This is a genomic window from Bacillus arachidis, assembly GCF_030285945.1.
In the GTDB taxonomy this organism is placed as follows: domain Bacteria; phylum Bacillota; class Bacilli; order Bacillales; family Bacillaceae_G; genus Bacillus_A; species Bacillus_A arachidis.
Map to the genome: position 1 here is coordinate 4733948 of NZ_CP127376.1, position 21711 is coordinate 4755658.

A 21711-nucleotide genomic window follows, 5' to 3' on the forward strand; every position below is an offset into this window, starting at 1 on the left:
ATTAGCCAGCTTTTTATGAGCAGTCGGCTTTCATTTTTTATTAGTGTAGCTTAGGCGACTCTTATAATAGAGCCGCTTCCACCTTTTATTCAATCTAGCTCCAGCGGTTAGAATGCTCGGTGGCTTCGCTTTTTCCTACGAGGCAAAAGCTCCATCCCCCTCCCATTCTGAACGAACCGCTTCTACTTTATATTACTATTCTAGCGCTGCTGCTCCACCAACGATTTCCGTAATTTCTTGCGTAATCGCTGCTTGTCGAGCACGGTTGAATGAAAGTGTAAGTGTATCGATAACTTCCATTGCGTTGTCTGTAGCACTCTTCATTGCTGTCATACGCGCTGCGTGTTCACTTGCTTTACCGTCTAGTAATGCACCGTAAACTAAGCTTTCTGCGTATTGTGGCAATAATACTTTTAAAATATCTTCTTCAGAAGGTTCAAACTCATAAGCTGTCGTCGGTTTGTCCGACTTCACGTCCGTAAGCGGTAAAATTTTATTTTCCGTTACTTCTTGTGAAATTTTACTTACGAAATGGTTGTAGTAAATATACAGCTCATCATAAGCGCCATCTGCAAACATCGCAATTGCTCGAGAAGCAAGGTCTTTAATATCTGTAAATGACGGGTGGTCAGATAATCCAACTACTTCATCAATAATATTAAAGCCACGACGTTTTAAATAATCACGTCCTAGTCGTCCAAGCACAATAATTGAATATTGGTTTGAATCCATATTATGACGTTCGCGAATTACGTTACTTACCGTACGTAATACGTTACTGTTATAACCACCTGCTAGTCCGCGATCAGACGTGATAACGATGTATCCTGTACGTTTTACAGGACGCGCTGTTAACATTGGATGATTAATTCCTTTGCTACCTTGCGCAATACTCGCTACTACTTCTTGAATCTTTTCCATATACGGAACGAAAGATTTAGCATTTTGTTCTGCACGGTTCAATTTCGATGCAGATACCATCTCCATCGCTTTCGTAATTTGACTCGTTTTCTTAGTCGAGTTAATTTTCGCTTTTATATCGCGTAAAGATGCCACAGGTTTTCACCACCTTTTTTCCGGAAGTTGGCACGATTAGTAAGAATCCTTGTCGTTCATCTTTCTAATCTACGTTGCAAGATCTTCTTGCTCATGATTGAAGGAAAAGAATAGGTGCACCTACTCTTTTCCTTTACATAACCGTTAGCAATTCCCTAAAGAATCACCTTTTATATAATCTAGCTCCAGTGGCTAACAAGCCACTTCCGCCTTTTATTATTCAGAAGCTACGAATACTTTCTTAAATCCGTTGATTGCTGCAGCAAATTTCTCGTCATCCGCAAGTTTTTTTGTTGTACGGATTTCGCTTAATAATTCAGCTGCATTTGAATCTAACCACGCATGGAGTTCTTCTTCAAAACGAGTGATATCTACTACTGGGATATCATCTAAGAATCCACGTGTTAGAGCGTAAAGAATGATAACTTGTTTCTCTACTCGCAGTGGTTTGTGTAATCCTTGTTTTAATACTTCAACTGTGCGAGCACCACGGTTTAATTTCGCTTGTGTTGCTTTATCAAGGTCAGAACCGAACGCAGCGAACGCTTCTAACTCACGATAAGATGCAAGGTCAAGACGAAGTGTACCTGATACTTTACTCATCGCTTTAATCTGAGCAGCTCCACCAACACGAGATACCGAAGTACCTGCATCGATCGCTGGACGTACACCAGAGAAGAATAAATCAGATTGTAAGAAGATCTGTCCATCTGTGATAGAGATTACGTTTGTTGGGATGTATGCTGATACGTCCCCTGCTTGTGTTTCGATGAAAGGTAAAGCTGTTAAAGAACCGCCGCCTTTTGCATCACTTAATTTTGCTGCACGCTCTAGTAAGCGAGAATGTAAGTAGAATACATCCCCTGGATACGCTTCACGACCTGGAGGACGACGTAATAGTAATGAAAGCTCACGATAAGCAGCCGCTTGTTTCGATAAGTCATCATATACTACTAATACGTGTTTACCATTGTACATGAACTCTTCACCCATTGTTACACCAGCGTAAGGAGCTAAGTATAATAATGGAGCTGGTTGAGAAGCTGATGCTGTTACAACGATTGTGTACTCTAACGCACCGTGCTTACGTAGTGTTTCTACTACGTTACGTACTGTAGATTCTTTTTGTCCAATTGCAACGTAGATACAAATCATATCTTCATCTTTTTGGTTCAAGATTGTATCAAGTGCAACTGCTGTTTTACCTGTTTGACGGTCACCGATGATTAACTCACGTTGACCACGACCAATTGGTACAAGAGCATCGATCGCTTTAATACCTGTTTGAAGTGGCTCATGAACAGATTTACGATCCATTACACCTGGTGCTGGGCTTTCGATTGGACGAGTTTTTGTTGTATTGATTGGGCCTAAACCGTCTACTGGTTGACCTAATGGGTTTACAACACGACCAATTAGTTCTGCCCCTACTGGTACTTGCATGATGCGACCAGTACGACGAACTTCATCACCTTCACGGATTTCTGTGTAAGGTCCTAAAATAATGATACCTACGTTGTTTTCCTCTAAGTTTTGTGCTAGTCCCATAACGCCGTTAGAGAACTCTACAAGTTCACCAGCCATTACGTTATCAAGACCATGAGCACGCGCGATACCGTCACCTACTTGGATAACTGTACCAACATCACTAACTTCGATTTCAGACTGATAGTTCTCGATTTGTTGCTTTATCAGTGCGCTAATTTCTTCAGCTCTGATGCTCATGTGCTTCACCCCTATCTATTCTTCATAAGTTCACGCTGAATACGTGCTAACTTTCCTTGTAAACTACCATCATAAATGCGATTTCCGATGCGTACTTTAATGCCGCCTAGTAAATCTTCATCTACAACATTTTTAATACGAATTGCATCTTTTCCTGTTCTCTTTGCGAATGATTCTGCAATGCTAAGCTTTTCATCTTCTGATAGCGGACGAACTGAATATACAGTTGCATCAGCAACGTTACGCTCGTCATTAGCAAGAACAACATATTCATTTGCAATTTCAGGTAGAATTTCAATGCGTTTGTTATCAATTAAAATATATAACGTATTTAAAATTGATTCAGAAACAGAAGAGAATACGTTCGAAAGGAACGTTTTTTTCTGCTCCTTTGAAATGTTTGGTTGTGTTAAAAAGCTATGTAGTTCTCCGTTTTTTACAAAAACGTTTTGTACAAGGCGTAATTCCTCTTCAAACATTTCTAATACGTGTTTTTCTTTTGCAATTTGAAAAAGAGCGACAGCATAACGTTTTGCTACAATCTCATTGCTCATCGCGCTTCTCCTACTTCTTTAATATAATCGCGAATTAACTTCACTTGGTCTTCTTCTTTTAATTCTTTCTCAATTACTTTAGAAGCAATTTGAACAGATAAAGAAGCGACTTGTTCTTGCAGAGCAGCAATTGCTTGCTCTTTTTCGCGTTGAATTTCTTGTACAGCAGATGCTTTGATAGATTCTGCTTCTTCTTTTGCAGCGGCAACAATACCATCTTTTTGATCTTCTGCTTGTTTTTTCGCTCTTTCGATTAACTCTTGTGCTTCAACACGTGATTGTTTTAACATTTCACGTTGTTCTTCTACTAACTTTTTCGCCTCTGCATTATTTTGTTCTGCAGCGTCGATTTCGCTAGCAACATGCTCTTCACGTTCCTTCATAATTCCCATCAAAGGACCCCAAGCAAATTTACGTAGCATTACTAATAAAATTAGGAAAACGACCAATGTATAAGCGATCGTTCCAAATGGAATGGCAGCTCCTAACATTAAAGTTGGCACAAGGATTCACTCCCTTCGTGATATCTAAATTTACTATATGAAAAAAAAAGACATACATTTCGTTCATAAAGCAATGGCGAAGAAAGTCCAAAAACACTCTTCGCCATCTATGTAAGGGGAGTCTCCCTTATTTGTTCATTACGATGAATGCAATAACTACACCGATGATTGGAAGTGCCTCAACTAATGCAACCCCGATGAACATAATTGTTTGAAGTGCGCCTTTTAATTCTGGTTGACGAGCAACACCTTCGATTGTACGTGATACGATAAGACCGTTACCAATACCTGCACCTAATGCTGATAAACCAATTGCAATTGCAGCTGCGATTACACCTAAACTCATTTAATTTGTCCTCCTTTGTATTATAAAAAAATAGATTTTTTTACTTACTTATTAAAGTATATTAATGGTCATGACTTACTTTATGAGCCATGTAAACCATCGTTAACATTGTAAAAATGAACGCTTGGATTGAACCAACGAACACACTGAATCCCATCCACGCTAACATCGGCACAATAGCACCTAATGCTCCAAGTACTGTACTTCCACCTAATTTAGCAAGTAATCCTAACAAAATCTCACCTGCATAAATGTTACCGAATAGACGAAGACCTAACGTTAATGTGTTAGCAAACTCCTCAATAACCTTTAAAGGAAATAAGAATGACATAGGTTGGAAGAAACCTTTGACATATCCTTTTGTACCCTTCATCTTAATTCCATAATAATGGGTGAGGGTAACTACCATCACGGCTAATGTTAATGTAACTGCTGGATCAGACGTTGGCGATCTCCACCATGCAATGTGTTCACCAGCCTCAGTTGTTGAATACATGAATGGTAAACCTAGCATGTTTGATACGAAAATAAACATCATAAGTGTTACGCCAAGTGTTAAAAAGCGCCCACCTGTTTTCCAGTCCATTGTACTGTTAATGATCCCTTTCACGAAGTCTAAAATCCATTCCATGAAGTTTTGCATTCCGGTAGGACGAAGAGCTAAGCTGCGAGTTCCAATAACAGCGATTAAGAAAACAATAACTGCTGAAATAGTGACCATCATAACTGATGATAAATCGAACGTTAAACCTAGAAATTCAACTAATTTACCGTGTTCCACTAGTAATTCACCTCTCTTCCCTGCTCTTATACTCTAAATAAAGAAAATCTATGATCATGACAAGGTATCCTGTCAGCAATCCTACACCTAAGCTCCACATCGCAATTAAATGCTGATATTTTGCTGCAAATAAAATTAATAATCCAATCGTGGCAAATCTCGAATATGTACTGACAGCCGTTGCTTTAAATTTCACGTTCTCTCCATTGGTAACGCGATCTAATAGCTTGTCTGTTCTACGTGCAATGATGCGCAAACTAAGAAAACTGAAAATCGTTCCGATAATCAGCCCAAGAAATACATCCTTGTAAGAGGTAAATCCCCATCCTAGCACTAGAAGCGCAAGCAAGTAGTACATATATTTCTTTTGTCTTTGGACAAGTCCATGTACGTCTATCATCATTGCTCTCCCGAATAATAATGTCGAATGAGTCGAATCATTGCGTAAATCCCTGTTCCTAATCCTAGCAATAAGCCTATAATGAGAAACAACGGAAACGTTCCAACCTTACTATCAATCCATTGCCCACCAAAAATCCCAACAAGAATGGAACCGACTAGCTGAGCAAGAATTCCTGACATTAAAGCATATGCTTTTACTGGGTTGCGATCGTTTTTTTGCAAGGATTCATCCCTCCAATATGTAACCCTCATTCACGATGTGTTAATAATAACTCATTTTTTTGTATAAATTCTATACAAAATAAAAAGTTTACTTTTTTGTCACGGAATAGATGCAAATTTGTCACTGAAAGCCCTACCATCCATCCCCGTAGTTAGCATACAATAGGGTATTAGCACTGTCAACGAGAAATCGTAAAAAATCTAAAAATTTGAGTATTAGTCATTTCCTGCCAAAAATGAAAACGTTCCCCTTCTAAATACTGGTCAAAGATATCAAATTTCTTCAAGTTTTCTCCTTATAATAGAAGAAAAAGTTCACAAGTTTGTCACGATTATATTTTTACGATATAACGTTTTTCCTCTACAATACAGAGCTTATTAGACGTTCGACTTCTATATTATATGTGAAAGATATGCAAGTTATGTTGCATATACAAAAAATACCACCCCCCTCCCCTCTCCATGTTTTTACATAAAAAAAGACGAGCAGGAACCCCCTCTCGTCTGTTGTCTTACTTCGTTCCAAATAAACGGTCACCAGCATCGCCAAGACCTGGAACAACATAACCATGGTCATTTAATTTCTCATCTAATGCCGCTACATAAATATCAACATCAGGATGTTCTTCTTGTACTACTTTTACTCCTTCTGGTGCAGCTACGATACACATTAATTTAATTTGCTTCGCACCGCGCTTTTTCAGAGAGTTAATTGCTTCCGCTGCAGAACCACCTGTTGCTAACATCGGATCAAGTACGATAAAGTCACGTTCTTCTACATCCGTTGGAAGTTTCACATAGTATTCTACCGGTTGCAATGTTTTCGGGTCACGATATAAACCAACGTGTCCCACTTTTGCTGCTGGGATTAATTTCAGAATTCCGTCTACCATCCCTAAACCTGCACGTAAAATCGGAATTAGACCGAGCTTTTTACCAGCGATCACTTTTGTTTTCGCTTTGCTTACAGGGGTTTCAATCTCGATTTCTTCAAGTGGAAGATCACGTGTAATTTCAAATGCCATTAAGCTTGCTACTTCATCCACTAATTCACGAAATTCTTTTGTACCTGTATTTTTATCGCGAATATATGTAATCTTATGTTGAATTAGCGGGTGATCAAATACATACAGTTTTCCCATGTGAATCTCTCCTTAAGATGATATTCATGCGTGTGCACACGCCGTTTTACACTATTTACGATTGTAAAGAAAACGCTACTAATATTCAAGGGCAAATTTGGAAAAGTTTCAATTTGATTATGAACATACCTAATATCTTTACCATTTATGGAATTCGTATCCTTCATTATATATCCAAAATTTATTCACGTTTTGTATACATACTAAAAGAGTACTGTATGCTCTTCTGTTCATCATTATTATTTTTCTACATTATGAAGCAAATCTTCATCATATTACATCCTAAAAACTATATATTTAAATTTAGATTCAGAAATAAAAAAGACTGTTAAAACAAGATGTGTTTTAACAGTCTTCATTCAATTTATTATAGATCTGTATACATTGGGAATTTTGCTGTTAATGCTTCTACACGTTTACGTACTTCTTCTAATGCCGTTTCATTCTCATGATTTTTTAACGTATGAGCAATGATTGCTGCAATTTCATCCATTTCTTCTAAGCCAAATCCGCGAGATGTTACCGCCGCTGTACCAATACGTACACCGCTTGTTACAAATGGGCTTGCTGTTTCAAATGGGATTGTGTTCTTGTTTACAGTAATACCAACTTCATCTAATACGTGCTCTGCAACTTTACCTGTAATATCTAGGTTACGAACATCGATTAAGATAAGATGGTTGTCCGTTCCACCAGAAACAAGTGTAAGTCCTTCTTTTTGAAGACCTTCTGCTAGGCGCTGCGCATTATTAATGATGTTTTGTGCATATATTTTAAAGTCTTCTTGAAGTGCCTCACCAAACGCAACAGCTTTCGCAGCAATTACGTGCATTAGTGGTCCACCTTGAATACCAGGGAAGATTGATTTATCAATTTGCTTTGCAAATTTTTCTTCACATAAAATCATACCGCCGCGTGGGCCACGTAATGTTTTATGTGTTGTTGTTGTAACGAAATGTGCATGTGGTACTGGGTTTGGATGTAAGCCTGCTGCAACTAAACCTGCGATATGTGCCATATCTACCATTAAGTATGCACCTACTTCGTCTGCGATTTCACGGAATCTCTTGAAATCGATAACACGAGGGTATGCACTTGCACCTGCAACGATTAATTTTGGCTTGTGTTCTTTTGCTTTTGCTAACACATCATCATAATTGATGCGGTGTGATTCAGCATCTACGCCATATTCTACGAAATTGTATTGTACCCCACTGAAGTTAACAGGGCTTCCGTGTGTTAAGTGACCACCGTGGGATAAGTTCATACCAAGTACTGTATCGCCTTGCTCTAAAATCGTGAAGTATACAGCCATGTTCGCTTGTGCACCAGAGTGTGGTTGAACGTTTACATGCTCTGCGCCAAAGATTTCTTTTACACGATCACGTGCGATATCCTCTACTACGTCTACATGCTCACAACCGCCATAGTAACGTTTACCAGGATATCCTTCCGCATACTTGTTTGTTAAAACAGAACCTTGCGCTTCCATTACAGCTTCACTTACGAAGTTTTCTGAAGCAATTAACTCAATCTTTGAACGCTGTCTTCCTAGTTCTGCCTCAATTGCAGCAAATACTTTTTCATCTTGACGTTTTAAATGATCCACCAAAATCCCCCTTTTCTGAACGAATTACACCGATTCCCAACAGTTTTTTCTTATTTATTCAGAAAAAACGAAAATTCAAGTTGTAATTCCTTCGAACCTTCATGTTTTCAACTACATTCTAACATGACTTTCTATATCATAAAAGAAAAAAAGACCGAGTTCGGTCTTTTCTTTTTATCCTTTATGAAGTCAGACTACATACGTCTTTACGAAAGATACTGTATCCCTGTTTCTTCTACTTCCGCATGAACGGGCAGTAAGACCCCCACCTCAAAATTCAGCAAAAGCAAAAGGTTAAATGGGGAATCATCTGCCCGTAAAGGTCCGATTGGTCGAGCTAATAATCAACGGGAGATGAAGCCCCACCACTGATTAAAATTTTACTTTATTTTTAGCTACAAGTAACTGTTTCTTCTACTTCCGCATATACAGCACGTGCCCCACCAATAAGTTTCGCACGTGTTTTGGCCATCGTTACGTGCGCACTTCCAATCTCTTTTACACGTGTACGAATTGGAACTGCAACATGTTTTAGATGCATACCAATAAATGTATCACCGATATCCATACCTGCATCTGCTTTTATAAACTCCACTACTACAGGATCCTTTAGATTATGATAGGCGTATGTTGCTAATGCACCACCAGCTGATCTAACAGGCGTAACGGTTACAATTTCAAATTGATACTTCATTGCTACTTCTCTCTCTACTACTAAAGCACGATTTAAATGCTCGCAACATTGGAATGCCAATTCTATGCCAGTTTGCTCTTGAAATTGTTTTAGCTCAGAAAAAATCGCTTCTGCCACTTCCATCGTTCCTGATGTTCCAATTTTCTCTCCTAGCACTTCGCTCGTGCTACAGCCCACTACAAAAATTTGCCCGCTTTGTAAAGAAGCTTGCTCTTGAAAATCAGAAAGCGATATTTGTAGCTGCTCTTTCACCTTTACTATTTCCGTCATGACGCCTCTTCCTTTCACAGGTTGGTTCAACAAATGATAGTATGTCCTAATAAAAGATTACTTCGCTTCGTATGTTTTAATTTTCCCTACGCGATTTTCGTGACGTCCACCTTCGTAATCAGTTGTCAGCCAAATTTTTGCAATATCACGCGCTAAACCAGCACCAATCACACGCTCACCCATCGCTAACATGTTTGTATCATTATGTTCTCTTGTTGCTTTTGCACTAAATGTATCATGTACTAACGCACAGCGAATACCGTGTACTTTATTTGCTGCAATTGACATACCAATACCTGTTCCACAAACTAAAATACCACGGTCTACTTCACCATTTGCAACCATTTCTGCCGCTGGAAATGCAAAATCAGGATAATCAACAGATCCTGCTTCACATTCACATCCTAAATCAACATATTCAATATTCAACTCTTCTAATAAACTTACGATTTCTTTGCGGATATTCATTCCACCGTGATCAGATGCTACTACTACTTTCATTTTGACCCCTCCAAAATTTTAGTGAAACTTCTATCAAGTAGGGTTCTTCCCCCCACTGATGAATGATTGCAAAAAAACTGATACTCACTTGCTCATTCCGAGCAAGATCATCTCCAATATCGTATTATACACGAAACATTAACCTTCTGAATGTTTTTCCAATAAAGTTTGTATAAGTTCTTCCATCTCTACTAATGTTGATTGATAAATAGATAGAGAACCACCAAATGGGTCTGAAATATCTTTACTTGTACCTTCTACAAATTTATATAATGTATGCACTTTCTCCCCCGCATTCGGATAGTACCCAAGCACAAGTTGCTTATGGCTTTCCGTCATCGTGAGAACCATATCCGCCCACTCAAGTAATTCTTCCGTTATTTGCTGCGAAGCATGCGCTATTTTAACCCCTTTTTCTGCCAATGCATCTTTTGCATGTAAAGATGCGTCACTTCCAGGATTGGCAAAAACACCAGCAGACTTCGCCTCAAACTTCCCTTCTCCATAGTGACGAAGCAACGCCTCTGCCATTGGGCTACGACATGTATTTCCAGTGCAAACAAACAACACTCGCTTCATCTAAGCTCCCTCCTTATGGTGAATGTCCTACACTCATCATAACGTAGATTACAATGGAACAAAAGAAATGTGAATATACAAAAGGCGCATTTCTCCTTTATTTTTTCTTAGAGAAATACGCCCTATCCACATATATGTGAAACCCTAGTTCCAAGTGCCCTCAATATAGTACCATACATAACTGAAACATCCCACGAAAAAAACTTATAACTAAATAAATTAAGGAATCCATTTCATATGAAATAGATTCCTTACAAAACATCATTATTTCATTGTAACTTTCATTACTTCAGTTGCACCTTTTGTAGCTGATACGCCTATAGTTGTATGAATAGATTCTGCTGCATCCGTGTTTGTAATAACGATTGGAGTAATTGTGCTTTTTGCTTTTTCGCGAATTAATTCTAAATCGAAAGAAATTAATTTGTCGCCAACTTTCACAGCTTGTCCTTCAGATACGTGAGCTTCGAAACCTTCGCCTTCCATTTTTACAGTTTCTAAACCAACGTGAATTAAAATTTCTGTACCATTTTTCGCTTTAATTCCAACAGCGTGTTTTGTATGGAATAATTGTACAATTTCACCGTCTACTGGTGATACAACTACACCTTCAGTTGGAACGATTGCAACACCGTCACCCATCATACGACCAGCAAATACTGGATCTGGTACTTCTTCAATATTTTTCACTTCTCCAGTTAATGGAGCTACAATTGTTTCTGCATTTGTTTTTGAGCCAAGACCAAATAATTTTTTAAACATAGGATGGTCCTCCTTATAATTAGATTAAAAATGTATAGGGTACTCCCTAGTAAAGATTGCGATACATGTAAGACTTCATACTTCAAATATTATAGTGTAAAAACGCTTTCGAAAAAAAATTGCGTACTTACTAATAGAGCCTTATTGTATCGCCTTGTAAAATTCCAGTCAATTCAAATTGTCTGAATAACAATAATAGAAATAAACTTCTTACGTATATTTTCTCCTTTTTTTCACAACTCGTCTAGAGGTCTTTACAACATTTTATTTTTTGTTATTGATTTGTAAAATTTCTTTATATTTTTTCGAAAGTTACTTGACTAAAGTAAGTAACTGATTTATTATAACTTACATAAGGTAAGTAAATAACTTTTTGGAGGTTTTATAGATGATGAACATCGGTCTTCTTATTATTCGTCTTATTATTGGAATTACATTCATGGGCCACGGTGCTCAAAAATTATTCGGTTGGTTTGGTGGTCACGGCCTAAAAGGAACAGGCGGCTGGATGGAATCAATTGGCTTACGCCCTGGCGTATTCATGGCATTTATGGCTGGTGCAACTGAACTATTAGGCGGTTTCTTATTCGCGGCAGGTATCTTCACTTGGGTTGGCTCATTATTTATCGTTGGTACAATGCTAGTTGCAATCTTTACTGTACACGGAAAAAATGGCTACTGGGTAACACAAAACGGTTTTGAATATAACATGATCTTAATCGCTATCGCAGTTGGTGTTGGATTAACTGGGCCTGGCGCTTATGTTTTACTTTAATTAATCATTTTGGTTTCAAGGTGTTTTTTTACACCATCGGAATATACATTTGCAGTTAGATTGATAAATTTCTAACACTCAAGCTCATTAAAATAGTAAGACCACCAAGTAAAAAAACTTGGTGGTCTTTTGTTGTCCTTACAACTTTAACCCGTATAGATTTTCATTACTTTATCTTTCCTAAAATAGTAGATAATTATCTTCTTAAGGATTTCTACCAATATTCCTTCCTTGTACTCACCAATTCCCTTTTTATGTCTTGCATATGAATGTATTTCATAAGTTTTTCATCGCGTCAACTAGCGAATTATTGAAATGAAAACAATCATAGTAATTTAGTTGGGACTGTTGTGTCATAAGCCTAAGACATAAAAGTCCCAACTTGATGTACATATGATACAAAGTCTCCAACTCAGTAGAAACAAAACTCATAAAAAGAGTGCTTATAATGAGCCTCCATTGCCATTAAACTAAGCTTAAATAAGAATTAATTTAACTAGATTTTCTTTTGTAATAGTCTTGTGAAACTTTCTCATAAAACGCCGCTTTTGTAGTATAAAAATATGGGATTAACCACAAGAAACCGATTCCTAAAGTAAAGACACTTAATATAAACCAGCCAATAAAACTTAAACACATTACGAAATAATCCATTTTATTTCCGTTCATCATACGGCGACTTTCAGTAATAGCTTGGTTCATTGAAAATTCTGGGTGGTCATTTAAAATAAAGTAGGTCATGGTATAAGAGAAACATTTAACAATTCCCGGAATGATAAATAACAATATCCATAAAGCAAGATAGATACTAATTAGTAAATGTATTAAAATTGATTTAATGTATTTTTTGACCCCTGTACACCATTCAAATAATTGCCCAATTCCAACTGTTTTTTCTCGAACTGTATTTAAAGCAAGATGATAGGCACCTAGAGTTAAAGGGAAAACCATTAGTATTACAATAATATCTATCACAAGCGATTCTATCACTTCGCTCCAGCCACAAGACCATAGGAAAGGAAACGTAAGGATCAATGTAATCCCTACTGCTAATCCCCATTTTCCATCAAGCTCATCAAGTGCTTGTTCTTTCAACTCACTAATCATGTAAGAAGCCTCCTAAATCTAATGAGTATTTTAACTCATACCAGTATACAACTCTCGTAGAGATTACAATAGCAATTTAGAAAATATATATTTAATTCAGCCTAAATTAACATAAGGTTTGTTCCGTTAAAGGTGTAACGAAATAATAAAGTCATTTCATTCTTCCCATCAATGCAGAGAGTTGAAATTCTTTAAAAGTTAATGCTTATTTGGATTATTTTTCTTAATAAATTCTTTTCGTCAATTGATTCACCTATCGCTTAATTTTTCAATGTATCAGGTACATCATGCCGAACACCTTTGCCAATAAGATGAATTTAGCCAGTTCCATTCACTCGACATCCATCTATTAAATAAAAAATATTAAGTATGCCATGTAAAATTGCGGCTGACGTTACAGAAAGACTCTACTCTCTTGTATATTTCAAAATCATTGATTACAAAAACCGTCAAAAAAAATTTTTTTAAGCAGGAGTTTCCCTCCATTATCTTGTAAACAAACAAAGAAGTATTCATATCAAGGAAGGGAGATTCCAAATATGCTTTCGATTAATCCAAATGAACAAACAGAAAAAGATAATTACAAATTATTAACGGGGAGTATTATTCCGCGCCCAGTCGCATTCGTTACTTCTATAACAAAAGACGGGGTTTTAAATGGAGCTCCATACAGCTATTTTAATATTGTTGCTGCTAATCCACCGCTCATCTCAGTTTCTGTGCAGCGAAAAGGAGGAGAGCGAAAAGATACTTCTCGAAACGCAATTGAGAAAGGTGAATTTGTTGTACATATTTCCGATGAATCCTATGTGGAGGCCATCAACGAAACCGCTGCAAACCTCCCTCCAACTCAAAGTGAAATTGAATTAGCTAAGCTAACCCCTATCGAAAGCGATGTCATCTCCGTACCAGGTGTAAAAGAAGCGAATATTCGAATGGAATGCGTATTAGAACAAGCCATCCCACTAGGAGGAACAGAAGACTCTCCCGCATGTGACCTACTAATCGGCCGCATTGTCCGTTTCCACATCGCAGAACATTTATATGAAAACGGACGTATTCACGCAGAAGAACTAAAACCAATAAGCCGACTAGCCGGACACAACTACGCCAAATTAGGAGAACAATTTGAGCTTGTAAGGCCAATTTAAAAGCGAAAGCGGCTCGCTCAGAATGGGAGGAGGATGGAGCTTCTGACGTAGAGGCGCTTTTTGCCTCGCAGGAAGATGCGAAGCCACCAACCATTCTTGCCGCTGCAGCTGGATATTTTTAAAAGCGAAAGCGGCTCGCTCATTTTATAACACAAAAAGACCAGCCTAGGCATCACACAAGCTGGTCTTCTTCTATATATTATACTTCCCCGCGCTTTTTCTCTAACACAGGCGCACTTTCCTTCTTCAGATTTCCAAGCTTTATAACAAAGAAATAGAGCGAAAGTAGTGTAATAAGAAAAACGATTACAAATGGGTAAGGAGAATAAAACATACGAGCTGCTTCTGTTTTCCCCTGAATGAATTTTAAAGAATCTATATCTAGAAACTCCGCAAACATTTGTACACCGAGCACACTAAACCAAAATACGAAAAAACTAATAATAATACCAAAAGCTTGTTTTATCCTTGTCATTCCTATCATCCTTTTTACCATATAAGATTTTTCATTAAAACAACAACTGTTAGAAAAAATGTTTTGTACAGAAAGGAATTAATTTATATTCACCGTTCACGAATGAATCTAGTCTAGTCCAGCACTGTTATTTGTAAAATAACCGCAAAACAACAAGCATGTGTAACTATCTTGAAAAAAATATAAACAAAACAGATGTACCATTTTCTTATATCGTAGCAAGATTATATTGGAAAAAGAAGACATAATCCAAAACCAACAAGAATGATACCCCCGATTACTTCACCGTACATACCAAGTAAACGCTTTGCATGTCTTCCAATCAGTAAACCACTCCAGGCTAATATCATACTAACCAGTCCAAATAGTAAGATTGTTACAATCATTTGTGCTCCGTAAATCCCAAGGCTGAGCCCAACCGAAAAACTATCAACACTCACACTAAACGCAAATACAAGCAAACTTATCCCCACCGGAGCAGATCTTGTCTCTTCCCCTTCTAAAATTGCAGAGTATACAATATAAAACCCTAATCCAATTAATAAAATAGCCCCGGCAACAGTTGCCATATGACCAAATGTCTCCGATAAAAAACGTCCTAGTATCATACCAAGAAACGGCATAACAATATGAAACACCCCTATTGTCATACCGATATACATGATTTGTCGCATTCTAAGGGCTACCATCCCCATGCCGAGGCTTACAGAAAATGCATCCATTCCTAAGGCAAATGCCATTATAAACAACGGTAGTATTTGTTCGATCGTCATTCTCGTCCCTCCTCGGACTCGCTACTTCACAATATGCTCATCCGAGGAAAAATAGAATCTACGAATTTCTTCTAGATAACTTGAAACTTCCAGCAAAATCTTTACAAGATACCTTCGTTTCAATTGTTCAATCTTCTCATCACGAGTTATGAAAACAAAAGGTAAACCACACTCGTTTTCTCCTTCTGGTTTCACTTGGCATGTGGCTAAAAAAGGGGGGAACCGCTTCTATACATAAGCGAATCCTCTCTCCACCTTAAAAAATAGGTTTTTATCTCATTTTTCAACCCATCTACTCTTCAATAATAATATGATGCCCTGCTGCTTTCGTTAGACGGTTCATAATTGCATTTCCAATTCCTTCATTCGGAAATGACTCACTAAAAATCATATCCACTTTACTAGCATCGAATGTTCGAAGCACATCATATAATTTCGTCGCAACGCTTGCTAAATCACTTCGCATACCACAAGATAACACAACATCTGCTTTATACATATGTTGATTCTCTTCTGTCGTTAATACACCGACTGCATAACCTTCACTTTTCTTCTTATCCACAAGCTGTTGAATAAAATCACGTGATCCTTCTACAATACTAAGTGGTGCTTTCGGTGCATAATGGGTATATTTCATTCCTGGCGCCTTCGGTTTCTCTTTTTCATCTTTTAGCGCAGGATCCAAAGAAACTGTTCCGATCACGTCTTCTAATTGCTCCTTCGTAATCCCGCCTGGACGTAAAATCGTTGGCACGTCACTTGTACAATCTATTACTGTTGATTCAACGCCAACACCTGTTGCACCGCCGTCAACAATACCAGCAATTTTCCCATTTAAATCTTCATATACGTGAGATGCAAGTGTTGGACTTGGGCGTCCAGAACGATTAGCACTTGGCGCTGCGACAGGTACATTTGCTTCCTCAATAAGAGCAAGTGCCACTGGATGATCCGGCATTCTCACTCCAACCGTATCTAAGCCCGCTGTAACCTTCTCTGAAATCCCATCTTTTTTAGGCAAAATAATCGTTAATGGCCCCGGCCAAAAATGCTTCATTAATTCTTCCGCAACTGGCGTAATTTCTCTAACAATTTCTCCTAATTGTGATTTTGCACCAATGTGGACAATAAGTGGATTATCACTCGGTCTGCCTTTTGCTTCAAAAATTTTCGCAATCGCTTCATCATTCATCGCATTTGCTCCTAGTCCATAAACCGTTTCAGTTGGAAAGGCAATTGCTTCATTTTCTCTTAATAATCTTGCTGCTTCTTGTAATTGTGGATAATCTTTTTTTATTTCCACAACATTATCCACAACCCACATATTTGTATGCATTTTTTCACACGTCCTTTTCTTCCATGAAATACTTGTCTATTGTTAGTTTACTATGACATTTATCCAAAAGACAAACAAGGTTTATCCACAAAATGTGGATAAACCTAATTAATCCGTGGATAACTTTGTGAATAGCTGACAATTTAGTATTATTACATCCTGCTGTTTTATATTTTCACAAAAATGTTCTAGTTGCTGAATATCATCTGACACTTGATCTTTTTCTACAGATATAAAGTTGAAAAACTGAAATATCGTCACAGATTGTGGATGATTTGTGAGTAAATATACTTGCCAGATATTTTTCTCTTTCATATACTGCAAAAACATTTCAAAAAAATATAAGAAAGTCTCGTTATCCACAGCAGGTGTGAACAAACAAGAACGAATGAGTGCGTTCTCTCCTTTTTGTTCATAACCAATGACAGCCTGGATTTCTCCGTTATCTTCCATTATCATAAATTGCCCGTATAACTCATTTATTTTATCATCTTTTTTATTAGCTTGTCCGAAAAAAGAATGTAACCTCTCAACATCATCTTTTGTAGCAAAATAAGTTTTTTTCACAGCAAATCCCTCCTCATTTCTATATATGGGGAAGGATTCAAAAATAGTACTTATTTAGAAAATAATGAGGAAAATACTTCTACAATAAATAATTTAACTTCTGGCTTGTCCTCTTGCTCCTCTACTTCTACTGTTTCAATTGTTTGCTCTTGTTTCTTTTCAGCCGTTTTTTCTGTTTTTTCCACCAGCTGTTTTTCTTGCTTTTTCACGCTTTTTTCTTGCGCAGGCTTTTTACTTGTCTCTTTCACAGCAGTTTGCACTTTTGAAGCAACCTCTTTTTTCGATGTTTCTTGTCTTATTGTTTGCTTCGATACTTCTTCTTTTTCTTCCTTCAGTGCTACTGGTTGTTCTTCCTCATCAATTGATTCCGCTTTTACAACATGCTCTTCTTTTTTTACCGCTGATCCACTTGAGAAGTCTAGAAAACACATCGGTGGGAATAACACGCACCACCAATTTGCACCTTCACCTTTTCCAATTGAAATGAGTACTGCTTCATATTCCCCTGCTGGATAAATAAAATTCCCATATACTTTTGTAGGAAATTTAATGTTTTTCCCAAATGTAACTTGAAAGGATTCTTTACTTCCTTCTCGCTTTAATGTTTCAGCAACCGTTTTTTCAATTTCCGGGATGTGACTTTGAATGACACGACGTGCATCCTCAAATGATTTCAAATCTGCTACCCAGCCATCAATTTGTGCTTTTACTTCGTCGCGCACTTTACGCTTTAACGCTTGATCTTTATCTGAATCGCTATTTGCTAAAATACGTAATCGTACAGCTTCTTTCGGGATAACAGTATTCCCCTTCGCATCAGCTTTCATATATCCAAACTGCACAAGTAGCTGTGCACCAATTAATAATAAAAGAAAATAGGCAATCACTTGTTTTTTCATGTCTTTGCACCGTCCCTTCTGGTAAACAGTGTAGACACACTTACCTCTTTCTAAACTATTAAATTCTAAATCTATAGAAAAACTTTCGAGGATATAAAACCTTTCTTTGTGGATGGGAAAGAGCATCTAGCCATGTACAGATGCGGTCAGGGCCTTTTCCTACCCCGTTCCACATGAAAACAAAAGGAGAAAACGAGTGGAGAACTTCTTTTGTTTTCATAGCCGTGATGTATATGCAACAAATCAACATAAAAAAATGGAGTAAGGTTCTACCTTACTCCATCTCTGCAAAGACCATACGATCTTTTCCGTTAATATCAAAGACAACTTCTACATCTGCATGTGGGAATGTCTGTTTCAATAATTCTTTGACATCCTCACCTTGCCCTACACCTATTTCAAAAGCAACAATCGCTTTCTTGTGCAAAACGTTTGGCAACTCTTCCATAAAACGACGATAAAAATCAAGTCCATCTTCCCCGCCTACAAGTGCACGCTTTGGTTCATGCTCTTTTACAACCGGAGAAAGACCTCTCCAGTCTTCTTCTGGAATATAAGGCGGATTGGAAACAACAACATCTAATTTTTGTCCTGTTTCATAAAACGGTGATAATAAATCACCATGATAGAAGGTTACATTGGCACCTAATGCTTTTGCATTTTCTTTCGCAACTTCAATCGATTCCTGCGCAATATCTACTGTATATACATGAAGATTTTGATTTTCTAAGGCAAGTGTAATTGAAATAGCTCCACTCCCCGTACCAATATCAGCTACATGTAGTTCCCGCTTCCCAAACATACGCTGGACTCTATCTAGCACACCTACTATAAGCTCTTCTGTTTCTGGCCTCGGTATTAACACCTCTTCATTTACAAAAAACGAACGACCATAAAACATTTCATATCCAATCATATATTGAACAGGAATCCCATCAACGTGTTTGTAAATAAATTCTGTAAAAGTCTTCTCTTGTTCCTCAGATATTGCTTCGCGCATATTCATCATTAAACCTGTTCGGTTCGTCTTTAATACATGACAAAGGACGATTTCTCCCGCATTTTCATCCCGCCCATTTTCTTGTAAAAAAGAAGAAGCCCATTTCAGGGCTTCATAGACACGCATTACTCAGCTGCCTCCATCTTTTGCGCTTGATCTTCCATCACTAAGGCGTTAATGAAATCATCTAACTTACCTTGTAAGATTTGATCTAGCTTTTGAATCGTTAAACCGATTCGATGGTCTGTAACACGGTTTTGCGGGAAGTTATACGTACGGATACGCTCTGAACGGTCTCCCGTACCAACAGCTTGCTTACGGTTTTGATCGTACTCAGCCTGAGCTTCTTGCCTAAACTTATCATAAACACGCGCACGTAATACTTTCATTGCTTTTTCTTTGTTCTTAATTTGTGACTTTTCATCCTGACAAGATACAACTACACCAGTCGGTAAATGCGTTAAACGTACCGCTGACATTGTTGTATTAACACTTTGTCCACCAGGTCCACTAGAAGCAAACGTATCAACACGAACATCTTTTTCATGAATATCGATTTCCACTTCTTCCGCTTCTGGTAATACAGCTACAGTTGCTGTAGAAGTATGGATACGTCCCCCAGATTCTGTTTCCGGAACACGTTGCACACGGTGTGCACCATTTTCAAATTTCAATTTTGCGAAAGCACCTTTACCGTTGATCATAAAGATAATCTCTTTATATCCACCTAATTCTGTATAGCTTGCCTCGATAATTTCAGTTTTCCAACCTTGCACCTCAGCATAACGGCTATACATACGGTATAAGTCACCGGCAAATAAAGCAGCCTCATCGCCACCAGCAGCACCACGTACCTCTACGATAACGTTTTTATCATCGTTCGGGTCTTTTGGAACAAGTAAAATTTTCAGACGCTCTGATAATTCCTTCTCTTGCCTCTCTAGCTCAGAAACTTCTTCCTTTACCATTTCACGCATGTCAGCATCTAACTTATCTTCTAACATTGCCTTCGCGTCTCGTAATTGCTCACGAACATCTTTATATTCACGGTACACCTCTACCGTTTCTTGAATATCAGATTGTTCCTTTGAATATTCACGAAGTTTATTCGAATCACTAATAACCTCTGGATCACTTAATAATTCGTTTAACTTCTCATAACGATCTTCTACAGCTTGCAAACGATCTAACACATCATTCACCTCAACATCCTAGTATCTAATACAAATAGTATATGGTACTTAATCAAAAAAACGCAAATTATTATTTTAAAAGCGCAGGCGGCTCGCTCAGAATGGAAGGGGGATGGAGCTTCTGACGTAGAGGCGCCCTTTGCCTCATAGGAAGAAGCGAAGCCACCAACCATTCTCGCCGCCGGAGCTAGATATATTTAAAAGCGCAGGCGGCTCACTCAGAATGGAAGGGGGATGGAGCTTCTGACTTAGAGGCGCCCTTTGCCTCATAGGAAGAAGCGAAACCACCGACCATTCTCGCCGCCGGAGCTAGATATATTTAAAAGCGCAGGCGGCTCACTCAGAATGGAAGGGGGATGGAGCTTCTGACGTAGAGGCGCCCTTTGCCTCATAGGAAGAAGCGAAGCCACCGACCATTCTCGCCGCCGGAGCTAGATATATTTAAAAGCGCAGGCGGCTCACTCAGAATGGAAGGGGGATGGAGCTTCTGACGTAGAGGCGCCCTTTGCCTCATAGGAAGAAGCGAAGCCACCGACCATTCTCGCCGCCGGAGCTAGATATATTTAAAAGTGAAGGCGGCTCGCTTAGCTCTGACACACAAAGAGCTTGCCCCAATCTTCATCTATTTTCGAAAAAAACCCGCCCTATGTAGCGAGTTTCACTTATCTTTGTTTTGTAGGTACCGCATGACAATGACGGCAACGCGGCTCATATGACTCTGAAGCTCCAACTAAAATAATTGGATCATCAAAAGAAGCTGGTTCATTATCAATCAAGCGCTGTGTACGACTTGCTGGAGATCCGCATACAGAACAAACTGCTTGCAGCTTCGTTACATATTCGGCAATCGCCATCAGCTGAGGAACTTGTCCAAATGGTAGACCACGGAAATCTTGGTCTAAACCGGCTACAATGACACGATAGCCACGATTTGCCAATATTTGCACCACTTCCACAATGTCCCCATCAAAGAACTGCACCTCATCAATTGCAATAACGTCCATTTCTTCTGTTATATGATTAAATATATCTTTTGAAGCTGAAACAGGAACTGCTCTTACCTTTAATCCATTATGTGAGACAACATCTTCTTCACTATAACGATTATCAATACATGGTTTAAATACAATCGCCTGTTGCTTTGCAAATTGTGTACGACGTACGCGGCGGATGAGCTCTTCTGATTTCCCAGAAAACATACTTCCGCAAATCACTTCAATCCAACCGTTTTGATTTATTAAGTACATGGAGCTCTCCTTTCATCTACTTTTTATCCAAAGTAGGGTAAA

The 21711-nt window shown here is 38.2% G+C and carries 26 protein-coding genes; 2 read left to right on the forward strand and 24 right to left on the reverse strand.

What is annotated here, in order from left to right; genetic code table 11:
- Nucleotides 1-195 precede the first annotated feature (195 nt).
- The 15 genes from atpG to QRY57_RS26125 all read right to left on the reverse strand — a co-directional run bounded on the left by atpG (nt 196) and on the right by QRY57_RS26125 (nt 11146).
- Nucleotides 196-1056 carry a F0F1 ATP synthase subunit gamma gene (gene atpG / locus QRY57_RS26055; protein ID WP_026591862.1) on the reverse strand — a complete coding sequence of 287 codons (861 nt, stop codon included), beginning with the start codon at nt 1054-1056 and terminating at the stop codon, nt 196-198.
- Nucleotides 1057-1272: 216 nt separating this feature from the next.
- Nucleotides 1273-2781, reverse strand: a complete 1509-nt coding sequence (gene atpA / locus QRY57_RS26060) for a F0F1 ATP synthase subunit alpha (protein ID WP_026591861.1) — start codon at nt 2779-2781, stop codon at nt 1273-1275.
- A gap of 11 nt (nt 2782-2792) precedes the next feature.
- Nucleotides 2793-3335: a F0F1 ATP synthase subunit delta gene (locus QRY57_RS26065; protein WP_026591860.1), complete on the reverse strand. Its 543-nt coding sequence runs from the start codon at nt 3333-3335 to the stop codon at nt 2793-2795.
- Nucleotides 3332-3838 carry a F0F1 ATP synthase subunit B gene (gene atpF / locus QRY57_RS26070; RefSeq protein WP_026591859.1) on the reverse strand — a complete coding sequence of 169 codons (507 nt, stop codon included), beginning with the start codon at nt 3836-3838 and terminating at the stop codon, nt 3332-3334. The genes QRY57_RS26065 and atpF overlap by 4 nt, the downstream gene beginning before the upstream one ends.
- 127 nt (nt 3839-3965) lie before the next feature.
- Nucleotides 3966-4184, reverse strand: coding sequence for a F0F1 ATP synthase subunit C (gene atpE / locus QRY57_RS26075; protein ID WP_000052064.1), 219 nt, complete (start codon nt 4182-4184; stop codon nt 3966-3968).
- A gap of 61 nt (nt 4185-4245) precedes the next feature.
- Nucleotides 4246-4965: a F0F1 ATP synthase subunit A gene (atpB, locus tag QRY57_RS26080; RefSeq protein ID WP_026591858.1), complete on the reverse strand. Its 720-nt coding sequence runs from the start codon at nt 4963-4965 to the stop codon at nt 4246-4248.
- Nucleotides 4966-4972: 7 nt separating this feature from the next.
- Nucleotides 4973-5365, reverse strand: a complete 393-nt coding sequence (locus QRY57_RS26085) for an ATP synthase subunit I (protein ID WP_000567602.1) — start codon at nt 5363-5365, stop codon at nt 4973-4975.
- Nucleotides 5365-5589 (reverse strand): AtpZ/AtpI family protein, encoded by a 225-nt coding sequence (locus tag QRY57_RS26090; RefSeq protein ID WP_001171217.1) that lies wholly within the window; start codon nt 5587-5589, stop codon nt 5365-5367. The genes QRY57_RS26085 and QRY57_RS26090 overlap by 1 nt, the downstream gene beginning before the upstream one ends.
- A 26-nt stretch (nt 5590-5615) precedes the next feature.
- On the reverse strand, nt 5616-5729 hold the full coding sequence (locus tag QRY57_RS26095) for a DUF4024 domain-containing protein (protein ID WP_081811022.1): 114 nt from the start codon (nt 5727-5729) through the stop codon (nt 5616-5618).
- 372 nt (nt 5730-6101) lie between these two features.
- Entirely contained in the window at nt 6102-6731 is a 630-nt protein-coding gene (gene upp / locus QRY57_RS26100; protein ID WP_003202275.1) for a uracil phosphoribosyltransferase, read from the reverse strand.
- 367 nt (nt 6732-7098) lie between these two features.
- A complete protein-coding gene (glyA, locus tag QRY57_RS26105; protein ID WP_286016494.1) occupies nt 7099-8340 on the reverse strand; it encodes a serine hydroxymethyltransferase in 1242 nt (413 codons plus the stop codon).
- 391 nt (nt 8341-8731) lie between these two features.
- Nucleotides 8732-9304, reverse strand: coding sequence for a TIGR01440 family protein (locus QRY57_RS26110; protein WP_098303379.1), 573 nt, complete (start codon nt 9302-9304; stop codon nt 8732-8734).
- Nucleotides 9305-9361: 57 nt separating this feature from the next.
- The gene (gene rpiB / locus QRY57_RS26115; RefSeq protein WP_026591855.1) at nt 9362-9805 is read right to left on the reverse strand and encodes a ribose 5-phosphate isomerase B; all 444 of its coding nucleotides are present in this window, start codon (nt 9803-9805) and stop codon (nt 9362-9364) included.
- 138 nt (nt 9806-9943) lie between these two features.
- Nucleotides 9944-10384 (reverse strand): low molecular weight protein arginine phosphatase, encoded by a 441-nt coding sequence (locus QRY57_RS26120; protein ID WP_026591854.1) that lies wholly within the window; start codon nt 10382-10384, stop codon nt 9944-9946.
- A 264-nt stretch (nt 10385-10648) separates the two neighbouring features.
- Complete coding sequence (locus QRY57_RS26125; protein WP_286016495.1) at nt 10649-11146, reverse strand: PTS sugar transporter subunit IIA; 498 nt, start codon at nt 11144-11146, stop codon at nt 10649-10651.
- Between the two features lie 388 nt (nt 11147-11534).
- On the opposite strand from QRY57_RS26125, the gene QRY57_RS26130 reads away from it, so the two are divergent.
- A complete protein-coding gene (locus QRY57_RS26130; protein ID WP_090695489.1) occupies nt 11535-11921 on the forward strand; it encodes a DoxX family protein in 387 nt (128 codons plus the stop codon).
- Nucleotides 11922-12413: 492 nt separating this feature from the next.
- Here QRY57_RS26130 and QRY57_RS26135 read toward each other — a convergent pair whose 3' ends face one another.
- On the reverse strand, nt 12414-13028 hold the full coding sequence (locus QRY57_RS26135; protein ID WP_286016496.1) for a DUF975 family protein: 615 nt from the start codon (nt 13026-13028) through the stop codon (nt 12414-12416).
- A 539-nt stretch (nt 13029-13567) separates the two neighbouring features.
- Between QRY57_RS26135 and QRY57_RS26140 the strand changes: the two genes are divergently transcribed.
- On the forward strand, nt 13568-14179 hold the full coding sequence (locus QRY57_RS26140; RefSeq protein WP_026591850.1) for a flavin reductase family protein: 612 nt from the start codon (nt 13568-13570) through the stop codon (nt 14177-14179).
- Between the two features lie 199 nt (nt 14180-14378).
- Here QRY57_RS26140 and QRY57_RS26145 read toward each other — a convergent pair whose 3' ends face one another.
- The 8 genes from QRY57_RS26145 to QRY57_RS26180 form a co-directional block, all read right to left on the reverse strand.
- Nucleotides 14379-14654, reverse strand: coding sequence for a DUF3935 domain-containing protein (locus tag QRY57_RS26145; protein WP_286016497.1), 276 nt, complete (start codon nt 14652-14654; stop codon nt 14379-14381).
- Nucleotides 14655-14878: 224 nt separating this feature from the next.
- Nucleotides 14879-15427 carry a manganese efflux pump MntP gene (locus tag QRY57_RS26150; RefSeq protein ID WP_090695483.1) on the reverse strand — a complete coding sequence of 183 codons (549 nt, stop codon included), beginning with the start codon at nt 15425-15427 and terminating at the stop codon, nt 14879-14881.
- A 292-nt stretch (nt 15428-15719) separates the two neighbouring features.
- The gene (locus tag QRY57_RS26155; protein WP_286016498.1) at nt 15720-16763 is read right to left on the reverse strand and encodes an L-threonylcarbamoyladenylate synthase; all 1044 of its coding nucleotides are present in this window, start codon (nt 16761-16763) and stop codon (nt 15720-15722) included.
- Nucleotides 16764-16871: 108 nt separating this feature from the next.
- On the reverse strand, nt 16872-17330 hold the full coding sequence (locus QRY57_RS26160; protein WP_286016499.1) for a GNAT family N-acetyltransferase: 459 nt from the start codon (nt 17328-17330) through the stop codon (nt 16872-16874).
- A 50-nt stretch (nt 17331-17380) separates the two neighbouring features.
- On the reverse strand, nt 17381-18229 hold the full coding sequence (spoIIR, locus tag QRY57_RS26165) for a stage II sporulation protein R (protein WP_286016500.1): 849 nt from the start codon (nt 18227-18229) through the stop codon (nt 17381-17383).
- A 274-nt stretch (nt 18230-18503) separates the two neighbouring features.
- Nucleotides 18504-19355, reverse strand: coding sequence for a peptide chain release factor N(5)-glutamine methyltransferase (prmC, locus tag QRY57_RS26170; RefSeq protein ID WP_286016501.1), 852 nt, complete (start codon nt 19353-19355; stop codon nt 18504-18506).
- Nucleotides 19355-20422, reverse strand: a complete 1068-nt coding sequence (prfA, locus tag QRY57_RS26175; protein WP_026591843.1) for a peptide chain release factor 1 — start codon at nt 20420-20422, stop codon at nt 19355-19357. The genes prmC and prfA overlap by 1 nt, the downstream gene beginning before the upstream one ends.
- Nucleotides 20423-21084: 662 nt before the next feature.
- Nucleotides 21085-21669, reverse strand: a complete 585-nt coding sequence (locus QRY57_RS26180; RefSeq protein ID WP_026591842.1) for a thymidine kinase — start codon at nt 21667-21669, stop codon at nt 21085-21087.
- Nucleotides 21670-21711 lie beyond the last annotated feature (42 nt).